The following is a 15253-nucleotide window of genomic DNA, read 5'->3' on the forward strand; positions in this document are numbered from 1 at the left end:
CTACTCACCATTGACGACCCGGACATCCTCTGCGGCGTCCGTGGATTCGCCGGGTGCGGCGAACCAGTGCGTCACTTCCCCACCCGCCAGATCCTCGGCGACATCATCGGTCGGAAGGACCGAGAGGGCGCCGGCGGTGGTGACGGCGAGGAACTCGTTCACGGCCGCCGAGCCGGTGGAAGCCGTGGTGTAGGTGGTGGATTCGTAGTCGATGTCGTTGGCCGTGCGCAGGTCGTTCGCGCGGTCGAGGGCTTCGACCTGGGTGAGGGTGGCCCAGGTGCCGGCGGCGACGCGGTAGACGAAGGCCGGGTCGGCCTCGGTCAGGGGGCGCAGGCGGTCGGCGTAGGTGACCGGGTGGGCCGGGCGCGCGGCCAGGTCCGCTCGGACCTTGGGGTCCGAGGGGACGAGCCAGCGGACGGAGCTGGCGGCGGGTTCCTTGGCGATGCCGAAATTGGCTCCGGCGGCCAGGATTTCACCGAAGGACAGGCACTCGGCGTAGAGCGCCGCGGCGCCCGCCTTGTGGATGGCCCACACCGCCACGACCGAGTCCACCGAATGCGGCAGGGCGACGGCGACGATGTCGCCGGGGCCCGCACCGCGGTCGATGAGCAACCGTGCCAGCTGGGAGCTGCGGCGGTCCAGGACGTGGTAGGCCAGTTCCTCGCCGTCGGCCAGCAGGGCGGGGGCCTGCGGGTCCTCCTCGACCACTTCGGCCAGCACATTGGCCATGGTGCGGCTGCCCAGGCGGGCCGCGTCCGCGGCGGAATCCACTGTGGTGACCGCGGATTCGGCGAGGATGCGGGCGCGTTCGGTCTCATCGAGGATGTCGATGTCGCCGACCGTGCGGGTGGGTTCGCCGAGCAGCGCGTCCAGCACCCGGTTCAGGCGCGCGGCGAGGGTGACCACCTCGTCGGCGGTGAAGCGGGAGTCCAGGTAGCGCATGGAGACCTCGATGGTCTCGTTGGCCATGACCACCAGCGTCATCGGGTAGTGGGTGTCGTCGTTGATGCCGACGCCGGTCACGCCCATGCCGTCGATGGAGCTGGCCGCCGCGATGGCGTCCTTGTCCACCGGGTACGACTCGAACACCACCAGGGTGTCGAATTCGGCTGCGGCGCCGACCAACTGCTGGATCTCGGTGAGCCCGATGTAGTGGTGGTCGAGCAGGTCGGCCTGCTCACCCTGCACCTTGCCGAGCAGCCCCTCGATGGTGGAGCGGTCGTCGACCTGGATGCGCACCGGCACCGTGTTGATGAACAGGCCCACCATGGATTCCACGCCGGGCAGGTCCGCCGGGCGGCCGGAGACGGTGGCGCCGAACACCACATCGGTGCGGCCGGTGAGCCGTCCGATGAGGATGGCCCACGCGGTCTGCATGAGCGTGTTCACCGTGACCCCGAGCTCCTGGGCCCGCTTGGTCAGCCGGCGGGTGCGCTCGGCGTCGATCTCCAGTGAGTAGCGGCCGATTCCGTACTGCTCGTCGTGCCGCGGCGCGGGTGCGAGCTGGGTCGGCTCGTTGACGCCGGCCAGCGCGCGGGTCCAGGCCCGCAGCGACTCGGCCCGGTTCTGCCCGGCCAGCCAGGCCAGGTAGTTCCGGTAGGAGACGACGCGCGGCAGCGCGGACATATCGCCGCGGACCGCGTACAGCACCAGCAGATCCCGCATGAGCAGCGGCATGGACCAGCCGTCCACCAGGATGTGGTGAGTGGTGATGACCAGATGCCACTTGTCCTCGGCGGTACGGAACAGGTTGAACCGCATGAGCGGCGCGACCGCGAGATCGAAGTGGTTCGCCCGATCCTCGTCGACCAGTTCCCGCATGCGCGGATTGCGTTCGGCCTCCGGCAGATCCGTGAGATCGACGACCCGCCACGGGGCTTCGACCTTGTCGAGCACGACCTGGTGGGCCTGCCCGTCGGAGTCGGTGACGAACGCGGTCCGCAGGCTCGGGTACCGGTCCACGATGGCCTGCGCGGCCCCGTGCAGCCGCTCGGCGTCCACCACACCGCTCAGGTCGAGCACGGCCTGAATGGTGTAGACGTCCACCGTGTTCTGGGTGAGCAGCGCGTGGAACAGCAGACCGGACTGCAGCGGCGACAGCGGCCACACCTCGGTCATGGCCGGGTAGGCCCGTTCCCACCCATCCAGATCCGGCTGGGTGACCTTGACCAGCGCCATATCCGACGGCGTGAAGCCGCCCGCATCGGTCCGCTGGGCGTGCCGGGCCAGCGCGGTGAGCGCGGCCACGAACAGGTCCGCGAACTCCTGCACCCGTTCCCGTTCCAGCAGGCCGGTCGGGAAGGCGAAGGCCGCGCCCAGTTGCGGGCCGTCCTCGCCGTCGGTGGCGATGGCATTGATGTCGAGGACGGCGTTCGCGGGCATGTCCGCGTCCATCTCGGCATCCAGGCGGCCCAGGTCGTCGGCCGGGGTCCAGCCGATCTCGGCCAGATGCTCCGGCACCTCGCCCGCGGAGACGCGGCCCAGGTAGTTGAAGCTGATCTGGCCCGCGTCGCCCAGCTGCGTGGCGGTTTCCGGGTTCAGGTAGCGCAGCAGACCGTAGCCGAGGCCCTTGTCGGGCACGGCGAGCAGCTGCTCCTTCACCGATTTGACGATGTCCCCCAGCGACTTTCCGCCGTCGAAGGCATCGGCCAGATCGGCCCCTTCCAGATCCACCCGCACCGGGAAGGCGGCGGTGAACCAGCCGACCGTGCGCGAGAGATCCGCGCCCGGCACGATTTCCTCTTCACGGCCGTGGCCCTCGAGCTTGACCAGCGCGGCGGAGCCGATGGTCTCGCCGCGCCAGCGCGCGACCGCCAGGGCGAGCGCCGCCAGCAGACCGTCGTTGACGCCGCCGCGGTAGAGCGCCGGAATCCTGGTCAGCACGGCTTCGGTCACGTCGGCGGGCAGCGAGACCTCGACCCGGTCGACGGTGGCGAAGGTGTCGATCTTCGGATCGAAGGCCCGGGCGCCGAGCAGCGGATCCGGCGTGGTGGTCACCTGCTGCCAGAACGGCAGTTCCGCAACGCGTTCCGGCGAGCTCGCCTGTTCGACGAGGGCGTGCGCCCAGCGCCGCATGGACGTGCCGGTCTCGGGCAGCGCGAGCGGCTGCCCGAAGGCCAGCTGCGACCAGGCCAGGCCCAGGTCCGGAATGAGGATGCGCCAGGAGACGCCGTCCACGACCATGTGGTGCGCCACAATGAGCAGCACATCGCGCCGGGTCCCGTCGAAGGCGAACCAGACGAACTCCACCATGGCGGCGTTCGCCGGATCCAAACGGCCCAGGGCGGCATCGAATTCGATGCTGCCGATACGGGACAGCTCCTCCTCGGAGATATCGCCCGGCAGTTCGACCCGGTGCACCAGCGCGTCCACGTCCACGGCCCCGCGTTCGAGCGCTTCGAAGACGAAGCCCTCGGAAGCGTTGCCGCGCAGGCGCGACCGCAGCACATCGTGGTGGTCGTAGACCGCGCCGATGGCGCCGACCAGGGCGGCCCGGTCGATGCCGTCGGGCAGGCGCAGCGCCATGGTCTGCGAGAACCGCTCGTAGGACGAGCCGCTGCCCAGGATGGCGTGCATGATCGGCGTCAGCGGGATGTCGCCCACGCCGCCGCCGGGCAGTTCGGCCAGCTTCTCGGCACGCGAATCCCCGCCCAGCGCCGCGACTTCGGCGAGTCCGGCCACGGTGCGGCGTTCGAACACGTCGCGCGGGCTGAACACGATGCCGCGCGCCTTGGCGCGGGACACCAGCTGGATGGACAGGATGGAGTCGCCGCCGAGGGAGAAGAACGAGTCGTCCGCGCCGACCTTGTCGAGGCCGAGCACGTCGGCGAACACCTCGGCGAGGGTCGCCTCGATCTCGGTCACCGGCGCGCGGAAATCGCGTGCGGTGAACACCGGTTCGGGCAGCGCCCGCCGGTCCAGCTTGCCGACCGGGGTGAGCGGAATGGCGTCCAAGACCGTAATGGCGGTCGGCACCATGTATTCCGGCAGTCGTCCGGCGACATGCTCTGTCACAGCGGCGATGTCGATGGAGCGACCGGCCACCGGGAGCACGTACGACGCCAGGATGGTCGCCCCTGCCTCGGTCTTGTGACCCACGGTAACCGCGAAGTCCACCGTCTCGTACGAGGCCAGCGCCGCGTCGATCTCACCGAGTTCGATACGGAAACCGCGCACCTTGACCTGGAAGTCGTTGCGGCCCACGTATTCCACCTCGCCGGTGGGGGTCCAGCGGACCACGTCACCGGTGCGGTACATGCGCTCGCCGTCGACGTACGGGTTGGCCACGAACCGCTCGGCGCTCAGGCCGGGCCGGTCGTGATAACCGCGGGAGAGCTGGATCCCGGACAGGTACAGCTCGCCCGCCACACCCACGGGTACCGGCCGCAGTCGCGCATCCAGGATGAGCGACTGCATGCCGCGCACCGGTCCGCCGATGGTCACCAGATCACCGGGCACCAGCGCGTCGCTGATGTTGGTCATGATGGTGGTCTCGGTCGGGCCGTAACCATTGTGGAAGGCGCGAGTGGTGCGGTCCGCCAGCGGAATCGCCCACTTCTCGACCAGATCGGCCGGTACGGCTTCACCACCGGCGACCAGCACCCGCAGCGAATCCAGGCCCTTCGGATCCAGGGTGGCGAGCGCCGCGGGCGTGATGAACGCGTGCGTGGCCCGCTCGTCCTGGATGATCCGCGCCAGTTCCTCGCCGCCGTAGACGCCCGGCGGCACGATCACCAGAGTGCCGCCCGCGCCGAGCGCGAGCAGGTACTCCAGCACCGACGCGTCGAACGACGGCGACGCGAAGTGCAGTGCGCGCGAACCGGAGTCGAGGTTGTAGCGCACGATCTGCTCGGTGCTGAAGTTGGCCAGACCGGCGTGCGTCACCTCGACGCCCTTCGGCATGCCGGTGGTGCCGGACGTGTAGATCACGTACGCCACGTGTTCCGGCCGGACCGGGGCCCAGCGTTCGGTATCGGTCACCGGTTCCGCGGAGTGCGAACCGATTTCGGCCTGCACCACCACATCGTCGAGCGAGATCCAGCCCGCCAGGCTCTTGACCGGCGGCAGCCCGTCGAGCTCGGCGTTCACCGTGAGGCCGAGCACCGAGCCGGAGTCGTCGACCATGTGCGCGATGCGGTCCGCCGGGTAGGACGGATCGACCGGAACGAAGGCCGCACCCGACTTGGCGACGGCCCAGATGGCCAGCACCGATTCGAACGAGCGCCGGATGGCCACGGCGACACGGGTTTCCGGTCCCGCACCGCGTTCGATGAGCACTCGCGCCAGGCGCGAGGAGGCGGCGTCGAGCTCGGCGTAACCGAGGGCCTGACCGTCGAGGGCAACGGCCTCGCCGAGCGCGTTGTTGGCCACGGCCTCGGCGAGCAGGTCCGGCAGCACGCGCGGCGTGATGGCGGGTCCGCCGCGGCGCGCGATGAGGTCGGCGCGCTCGGCGGCATCCAGGATCTCCAGATCGCCGACCGCCTTGCGCGGCATCGCGACGATCTCGCCCAGCAGTCGCACGAACCGCTCGGCGAACACCTGGATGGTGGATTCGTCGAACAGGTCACGGGCGTAACCGAACTCGGCGTACATGCCCGCGTTCGCCTCGGCCTCTGCTTCCTGAATGGTCAGCATGAGGTCGAACTTGGCGACCTCCACGTCGAAGTCGACGGCGGCCACGCTCAGTTCGGGCAGTTCGAAGTTGCCGCCGGGCAGGTTCTGGAAGGACAGCGCCACCTGGAACAGCGGGTGCCGCGACGTGGACCGTTCGGGCGCGAGCAGCTCGACGAGCCGCTCGAACGGAATGTCCGCGTGCGCGAACGCCTGCAGGTCCGCATCCTTGGCCTGGGCCAGCAGTTCCTGGAAGGTCTGCTGTCCGTCCACCTTGGTGCGCAGCGCCAGCGTATTGACGAACATGCCGATCAGGCCGTCGAGTTCGGCCTCGCCACGCCCCGCGATGGGGGCGCCGATGGCGATGTCGTCGGTGCCGGACAGGCGCGCCAGGAAGATCGCGAGCGCGGCGTGCACGACCATGAACATGGTCGCGCCCTGTTCGCGCGCGATCCGCTGCAGCCCGCGATGCAGGGTGGCATCGATCGGGAAGAGCACCTTGCCGCCCACGAAGGACTGCATGGTCGGGCGCGGCCGATCGGACGGCAGGTTCAGTTCGTCCGGCAGGTCCGCCAGCGCGGTCCGCCAGTAGTCGGCCTGCGCGGAGATCAGGCTGACCGGATCGTCCTCGGCGCCGAGGATCTCGCGCTGCCACAGCGCGTAATCCGCGTACTGCACCGGCAGCGGCTCCCACGCCGGCGCGGAGCCATTGGCCCGCGCGGCGTAGGCGATCATGACGTCCCGGGTGAGCGGGCCCATGGACCAGCCGTCGGCGCTGATGTGGTGAGCCACGAAAACCAGCACGTACTCGGCCTTCTCGGCATCCACGACCCGGAACAGCGTGGCCCGCAACGGCACCTCGGCGGTGACGTCGAAGCCGGCGGTGACCAGTGCGGTCACCCGGTGCTCGAGCTCGGCGGCCTCGATCGGGACCGGAGTCAGATCGGGCGCCGCCTGCTCCGCGGGCACGATCACCTGAATGGCCGCGCCGTCGCGCTGCGGGTAGACCGTGCGCAGGGTCTCGTGGCGCGAGACCACGTCGAGCACGGCCTGCTGCAGCGCGGTCACATCCAGTTCGCCGGTGAGGCGGACCGCGACGGGCACGTTGTACGCGGCCGAGGCGATGTCGAACTGGTTGAGGAACCACATGCGCTGCTGTGCGAGCGACAGCGGCAGCTGCTCCGGCCGCTGCTGCGCGACCAGCGGCTGACGGCCGCCCGCACCGGCTTCCGGCGCGAGGGTGGCGGCCAGTCCGGCGACGGTGGAGACCTCGAACAGGGTGCGCACCGGCACCCGGGTGTCGAGCGCCGCGCCGAGGCGCGCCGCGACCTGGGTGGCCAGCAGCGAGTTACCGCCGAGCGCGAAGAAGTCGTCGTCCGCGCCGATTCGTTCGACACCGAGGACATCGACGAAGACGCCCGCGATGGCGATCTCGACTTCGGTTTCGGGAGCGCGGAATTCGCGAGTCGCGAAGATCGGTTCCGGCAACGCCTTGCGGTCCAGCTTGCCGCTGGTGTTCAGCGGGAAGGCATCCAGCGCGACGACCGTGGCCGGAACCATGTAGGCGGGCAGCGTTTCCGCCGCCGCTTCCAGCAGCTGCTCCTGGTCGATGCCGTAACCCGGCGCGGGCACCGCGTAGGCGACCAGCTGATCACCGAGCGAGGTCGGCAGCACCAGCGCGACCGCCTGGCTGACGGCGGGCTGGGCCAGCAGCGCGGTCTCGATCTCGCCGAGCTCGATGCGCTGACCACGGAACTTCACCTGGAAGTCGGTGCGCCCGATGTACTCCAGGCGCTGCGGCGCATCGCGCCACACCACCAGGTCACCGGTGCGGTACATGCGCGCACCTGGTGCGAACGGGTTGGCCACGAACCGATCCGAGGTCAGGTCCGGCCGGCGCACGTAGCCGCGCGCCAGCTGGTCACCGGCCAGGTACAGCTCGCCCGGCACACCCGCCGGGACCGGCCGCAGCCGCGAATCCAGCACGTAGACCTGCGAGTTCCACTGCGGCAGGCCGATCGGGACGGTGCGGGTGTCGTGGCCTTCGGACGGCCAGTAGGTGATGGACACCGCGGCCTCGGTCGGGCCGTACAGGTTGTGCACCTTGATGCCCGAGCCCAGCGCGAGCACCGAGTTCACCGTCTCCGGCGGCAGCGCCTCACCGATGACGAACACATCGCGCAGGGTGGGCATGCTGCCCGCCGCGGTGTGCGCCGCGAACACGGTGAGCATGGACGGCACGAAGTCGGTGACCGTCACGCCCTGCGCCGCAATGGTTTCGGCGATGTAGTCGGTATCGCGGTGACCGTCGTGCGTGGCGACCACCAGGGTCGAGCCACTGCGCAGCGGCATGAAGTAGCCCCACAGCGACACGTCGAAGGTGGTGGCCGTCTTCTGGAAGTAGACGTCCTCCGGGCCCATCGGGTACTCGGCCAGCATCCAGGTGGTCTGGTTGTGGATGGCGCCGTGGCTGATCGCCACGCCCTTCGGGCGGCCGGTCGAACCGGACGTGAAGATCACGTAGGCCGGGTTCTCCGGGCGCACCGGGCCGGACAGCTCGGCGGCCGTGACCGGCTCGGCCGAGAACTCGTCCAGCGCAGCGGTATCCAGGTGCAGCACCTGAATGCCCTCGGGCACCTCGACCGCATCCACGGTGGTGGTCAGCACGCAGGCGGGCTGGGCCGTATCGAGGATGTGGGCGATGCGCTCGGCCGGGTGATCCGGATCCAGCGGCACCCACGCGCCACCGGCGGTGACGATCGCGTACATGCCGACGACCAGGTCCAGCGAGCGGCGAATCGCGAGGCCCACCAGGGACTCCGCGCCGACGCCCTGCGAGATGAGCAGGCGGGCAAGCTGGTTGACCCGCTGATCGAACTCGGCGTAGGTCAGCTGCCGGCCCTCGTAGACCACCGCGACCTGATCCGGGTGCGCGGCCACGGCCCGGCGGTAACCGTCGAGCAGCAGTTCCGGCGCGATCTCGTGCCGAGTCCGGTTCCAGTCCACCAGCATCCGCGAACGCTCGACCGTATCGAGCAGCTCGATCTCACCGACCGGCCGCTGCGGCTGCGTCGCCACCGCCGCCAGCACGCGATGCAGGCGTTCGGCGAAGCCGAGCACCGTGGACTCGTCGAACAGATCGGTCGCGTAGACCAGGCTGCCGACAATGCCGTTCGGGGTGCCGTCCGTGTCGTAGGTGTCGGTGACGATCAGGTTCAGGTCGAACTGTGCCGTGGTCTGCTCGGAGTCCACCCCGGACACGGTCAGGCCCGGCAGTTCCAGGCTGGTGAGACCCAGGTTCTGGAAGGACAGGCCCACCTGGAACAGCGGATGCCGCGCGGTGGAACGGACCGGGTTGAGCACCTCGACGAGGCGCTCGAACGGCACGTCCGCATTGGCGAAGGCCTGGATGTCGGTCTCGCGCTGGCGGGCCAGCAGTTCGGTGAACGCCTCGGCGGTGTTCACCCGGCTGCGGAATACCAGCGTGTTCACGAACATGCCGATGAGGTCGTCGAGGACGGCCTCGCCGCGGCCCGCCATCGGGGTGCCGATGGCGATGTCGTCGGTGGCGGACAGGCGGGCGAGCAGCACCGCGAGCGCGGTGTGCACGACCATGAACAGCGTCGCGCCCTCGGCGCGGGCCAGCGCGACCAGCGCCCGGTGCAGTTCGCCGTCGACGCGGACCTCGACCTTGCTACCCCGGAAGGACGGCGTCGCGGGCCGCGGGCGATCCGCGGGCAGGTCCAGCTGATCGGGCAGATCGGCCAGTTCCTGCTTCCAGTAGGCGACCTGCTTGGCGGACAGCGATTCCGGATCGTCCTCGCTGCCGAGCAGTTCGCGCTGCCAGATGGCGTAGTCGGCGTACTGCACCGCCAGCGGCGTCCAGCCCGGCTTCTGCCGGATGGAACGGGCCGCGTAGGCGGTCATGATGTCGCGGGTCAGCGGCGCCACCGAGGAGCCGTCACCGGAGATGTGGTGGATGACCAGCGCCAGCACGTATTCGTCTGCCGGAGCGGCGGTTTCGGTCGCGGCGGCCGTTTCGGCGACGGGGGCCTCGGGCTCGAAGCCCGGAACCTGTCCGTCCGCTCCGACCACCGGGAAGTAGCCGGTGTCGGCCGCGTCGGCGGCCGCGAAGGTGTACGCCTCCGCGTACACCGAAGCCGCAGGCTTCCGCGGACCGTAGTTGGCCGCCGGTGTGGCATCGCCCTGGCCGGACGTGGTCGCAGCCGCTTCGGACACGGTCGCGGCCGCATCGGAAGCGGTTGCGGGGCTTTCGATCTTGAACAGGCCGACCTTCAGCGGCACCTGGGTGGTGACGTCGAATGCGGTGGAGACGAGTCCCAGCACCGCGCCCGCGACCTCGTCGACGGCCACGGACAGCACCTCGAGCTCGGGCACGGCCTGCGCCGGCGGCAGGATGACCTGCACCGGGCCGCTATCGGTCTGCGGGTAGACGGTGCGCAGGATCTCATGGCGCGCAACGACATCGGTGATGGCGGCGCGCAGCGCGTCCACATCGAGCGCGCCGGACAGGCGCACCGCGACGGGCACGTTGTAGGCGGCCGAATCGGTGTCGAAGCGGTTGAGGAACCACATCCGCTGCTGCGCCAGCGACAGCGGCACCCGGTCCGGTCGCGGTGCGGCGACGAGCGCCTTGCGCCCGCCGGAGTGCGCGTCGCGTTCCACGCGGGCGGCGAGCGCGGCCACGGTGGACACCTCGAACAGCAGGCGCACCGGCACCCGGGTGTCGAGGGCCTCACCGAGGCGCGCGGCCACCTGGGTGGCGAGCAGCGAGTTGCCGCCCCAGGCGAAGAAGTCGTCGTCGAGGCCGATGCGGCCGGTCTCGACGCGCAGCACGTCCGCGAACACGCCGGCCACGATCTGCTCGATCGGGGTGACGGGCGCGCGGAAGACCGCCTTCTCGAAGGTGGGCTGCGGCAAGGCCTTGCGGTCCAGCTTGCCGTTGGCGTTGAGCGGCAGCCGCTCCAGCGGCATGAACACCGACGGCACCATGTACGACGGCAGTTCCGCGGCCAGCGCGGCCTGTAACTGCTGCTTGTCGATCTCGCCCATGGCCGGGACCACGTAGGCGACCAGGCGGTCACCCAGCACCGGATCGGTGTGCGCGAGGACGGCGGCCGAGGCCACCGCGTCCAGTCGCAGCAGCGCCGATTCGATATCGCCGAGCTCGATACGGAAGCCGCGGATCTTCACCTGGAAGTCGGTGCGGCCCCGGTACTCCAGCTCCCCGCGCTCGGTCCAGGCGACGAGGTCACCGGTGCGGTACATGCGAGTGCCGTTGTCCCCGAAGGGGTTCGCGACGAACCGGTCCGAGGTCAGGTCCGGTCGGCCGTGGTAGCCGCGCGCCAGCTGCGCACCGGCCAGGTACAGCTCACCGGAGACACCCACCGGCACCGGCCGCAGGCGCGAATCCAGCACGTACACCTGGCTGTTCCATTCGGGCGAACCGATGGACACCGACACCGCGTCGGCGGTACCGACCCGGTGGTTGGTGATGGACACCGCGGCCTCGGTCGGGCCGTAGAGGTTGAACAGCTCGGTGCGCGGACGTTCCCGCAGCACCCGCTGCGCCAGCGGGCCGGGCAGCGCCTCACCGATGGCGAGGATGCGCCACAGCGAATCCGGCAGACCGTCGGCGAGCAGGGCGTCGAGCATGGACGGCACCACGTGCAGGGTGGTCACCCATTCCCGCGCCATGAGCTCGTTGAGGTACGCCGGATCCTTGTGGCCGTCCGGCGCCGCGATGACCATGCGGCCACCGCAGGCCACGGCGGACCAGAACTCCCAGACCGAGAGGTCGAAGGTGGCGGCGGTCTTGAGCAGCACCGCATCGGCCGGATCGAGGCCGAATTCGGTGACCTTCCACAGCAACTGGTTGACCACCGCCGAGTGCGGCAGCGCCACACCCTTCGGACGGCCGGTCGAACCGGAGGTGAAGATGATGTACGCGGTGTTCGCCGACGTCAGCGGGCGCACCCGCTCGGCGGCCGTGATCGGCTTGTCCGAGTGGCCGGCGAGCTCGAGCTCGTCGATCCGCAGCACCTCGGCCGTGTCGGCGTCGAAACCGATTGCGGCCGTGGTCAGTACGACCTTGGGCGCGGCGGTCTCCAGGATGTAGCCGACGCGCTCCGCGGGCTGATCCGGATCGATCGGCACGTACGCCGCACCCGACTTGGCGACCGCGTACATGGCGACCACCAGGTCCACCGAGCGGCGCAGGGCCAGGGCGACCCGATCCTCCGCGCCGATGCCACGCGAAATCAGCTCGCGCGCCAAGCGGTTCACGCGGGCGTCGAGTTCGGCGTAGGTCAGCGAGACCGTCTCGCCGTCCGCGGTGTCGGCCACGATGGCCACCGACTTCGGGTCGTCGGCAACAGCCTCGTCGAGCAGCGAGACCAGCGTGGCCTCGGACGCACCGGACCGCACGTCCTCGAGATCGTGCGCGGTGTTGTTCCAGCGCTGCAGGATCCGCTCGTTCTCGGTCGCGTCGAGCAGGTCGATATCGCCGACCGGCACCGTGGTGTCGGCCAGGATGGCATCGAGGGTGCGCACGAACCGGTCGGCGAAGCCGCGGATGGTGGCCTCGTCGAACAGATCGCTGGCGTAACCGAATTCGGTGAGGATCTCGGCCGGGGCGCCGTCCTCGGTGTACCGGTCGTAGAGCGTCACGTGCAGGTCGGTCTTGGCCAGCTGTGCCTCGAACTGCACCGCGGCCACGTGCAGGCCCGGCAGTTCGAAGGCGGTCTCGGCCAGGTTCTGGAACGACAGGCCCACCTGGAACAGCGGGTTGCGCGCGGTGGAGCGGACCGGGTTGAGCACCTCGACCAGGCGCTCGAACGGCACCTCGGCATTGGCGAAGGCTTCCAGGTCGCGTTCGCGCACCTCGGCCAGCAGATCGGCGAAGGTCTTGGACCCGTCCACCTCGGTGCGGAACACCAGGGTGTTGACGAACATGCCGATCAGATCGTCGAGTTCGCGCTCGCCACGACCCGCGATCGGCGTGCCGACCGCGATATCGGTGGTACCGGACAGCCGGGCCAGCAGCACCGCGAGCGCGGCGTGCACGACCATGAACAGCGACGCGTTATTGGCGCGGGCCAGCTCGTGCAGCTTGGCGTGCCGTTCGGCGTCGATATCGAAGGTGATCGCCTTGCCGTGGAACGACTGCGCCGGCGGGCGCGGGCGATCGGTGGGCAACTCCAGCTGATCCGGCAGTGCGGCCAGCGCGCGGGTCCAGTACGAGACCTGCTGGGCGGCCAGCGATTCCGGATCGTCCTCGGAGCCGAGCACCTCGCGATGCCACAGCGCGTAGTCGGCGTACTGCACCGGCAGCGGAGCCCACTGCGGCGCATCACCATTGGCGCGGGCCGCGTAGGCGACCATGATGTCGCGCGCCATCGGGCCCATGGAGGAACCGTCGGCGGAGACGTGGTGCACCGTCATGGCGAGCACGTGCTCGACGGTGTCCTTGTCGCCGATGCGGAACACCTTGACCGCCAGCGGCACCTCGACGGTGACGTCGAAGGTGGTCATGGCGAATTCGATGACCTTGCCGAGCAGTTCGGCCTCGGCGATGGTCTCCGGCTCCAGCGTCAGATCGACCTTGGAGGCGGGCAGGATCACCTGGTGCGGGCCGTCCGCCGACCGCGGGTAGATGGTGCGCAGCGACTCGTGGCGGTTGATCACGTCACCGATGGCCAGGCGCAGCGCGTGCAGATCGAGCGCACCGGTGAGCCGGACCGCCAGCGGAATGTTGTCCACCGCGGAGGTACTCGTGTCGAACTGGTTCAGGAACCAGTACCGCTGCTGCGCCGGGGAGAGCGGCAGGTTCTCCGGCCGCTCACCGGCGGTCAGCCGCGGCCGGGTGCGACCCGATCCGGTCTGGTGCTCGGCCCGCGAGGCCAGCGCCGCGACGGTCGAGGCCTCGAACAGATCGCGCACGGCCAGATGGATATCCAGCGCCGCACCCAGTCGCGCGGTGACCTGGGTGGCGAGCAGCGAGTTGCCGCCCAGTTCGAAGAAGTCGTCGTCCAGACCCACGCGGCCGACCCCGAGCACATCGGAGAAGGTGCCCGCCACGATCTCCTCGATCGGGGTGACCGGGGCCCGGAAGACCTTGGTCTCGAACACCGGCGCGGGCAGCCGCTTGCGGTCCAGCTTGCCGGAGGCATTGAGCGGGAAGGCATCCAGCACCACGAAGGCGGACGGCACCATGTAGGCCGGCAGCCCGTCGTGCAGTTCGGCGCGCACGGTTTCGAGGTCGACGGCGTGCCCGGCGTCGGGGATGACGTAGCCGACCAGCTGATCGCCCAGGTGCTCGTCGGAGCGGACCACGACCACCGACTGGGCGATGCCCGCGACGGCGGTGAGCGCGGCCTCGATCTCGCCGAGCTCGATGCGCAGACCGCGCAGCTTCACCTGGAAGTCGGTGCGGCCCAGGTACTCCAGCTCACCCGCACCGATCCACTTCACCAGGTCACCGGTGCGGTACATACGCGCACCGGTCTGGAACGGGTCGGCCACGAACCGGTCGGCGGTCAGCTCCGGGCGGGCGACATAGCCGCGCGCCAGCTGGGTGCCGGCCAGATACAGCTCACCCGCGACACCCGGCGCGACCGGGTGCAGACGCGAATCCAGCACGTAGATCCGGGTATTGAAGACCGGCGCACCGATCGGCACCGAGACCGTGTCGCTGCCGTCCACCTCGTGGTAGGTGACGTCGACGGCGGCTTCGGTGGGGCCGTACAGGTTGTGCAGGCGGGCGCCGGTCAGCTCCAGCAGCTTCTGCGCGGTGGGCGCGGGCAGCGCCTCACCGGAGGCGAAGACATTGAGCAGCGTCGTGCATTCGGCCGCCTTCTCCTCGGCGACGAAGACCGAGAGCAGCGACGGCACGAAGTGTGCGGTGGTGACGCCGGTTTCCACGATCAGGTCGGCCAGGTAGGCCGGATCGCGGTGGCCGTCGGGCTTGGCCACGACCAGCTGTGCGCCGATCTGCAAGGGCCAGAAGAACTCCCATACCGATACGTCGAAGGTGGCCGGGGTCTTCTGCAATACGACATCGTCGGTGTACAGGCCGTATTCGGTCTGCATCCAGACGAGGCGGTTGACGATCGAGGTGTGGCTCACGGCCACACCCTTCGGGCGGCCGGTGGAACCGGACGTGAAGATCACGTACGCGGTGTTGTCGCCGCGCAGCGGGGCGACGCGGTCCGCATCGGTGATCGGGGCGTCCGAGTACTCGGATACATCCAGCTCATCGACGAGCAACTGGCGGCGGTGCGACTCGAAACCGTCACGCACCGTGGTCAATACCACCACCGGCTGCGCGGTGTCGAGCACGTACTGGTTGCGCTCCTCCGGGTGATCCGGGTCCAGCGGCACGTAGGCGCCACCCACGGTGATCACGGCGTACATGCCGATCACCAGGTCGAGTGAACGTCGCATGCCCAGGGCCACATAGGAATCCGGTCCTACGCCCTCGGCGATGAGGTGACGGGCCAGCCGGTGCACGCGAGACGCGAACTCGGCGTAAGAGAGAACTGTCCCCTCGAACCGGACGGCGGGCGCGTTCGGCGTCTGCGCAACCTGGGTTTCGAACATGGACGCAAGGGTGACCTCGGCG

General features: G+C 69.7%; 1 protein-coding gene (running past one end of the window). It reads right to left on the reverse strand.

Translation table 11 applies throughout. The features are described from left to right. Nucleotides 1-15253, reverse strand: the final stretch of a protein-coding gene (locus tag ACIP5Y_RS16340; protein ID WP_400350908.1) for a non-ribosomal peptide synthase/polyketide synthase. 29024 nt of this gene lie beyond the right edge of the window; 15253 of the gene's 44277 nt are visible here — the last part of the coding sequence; its start codon lies off the right edge, out of view; its stop codon occupies nt 1-3.

The sequence above is a fragment of the Nocardia sp. NPDC088792 genome, assembly GCF_044750615.1.
GTDB lineage: Bacteria > Actinomycetota > Actinomycetes > Mycobacteriales > Mycobacteriaceae > Nocardia.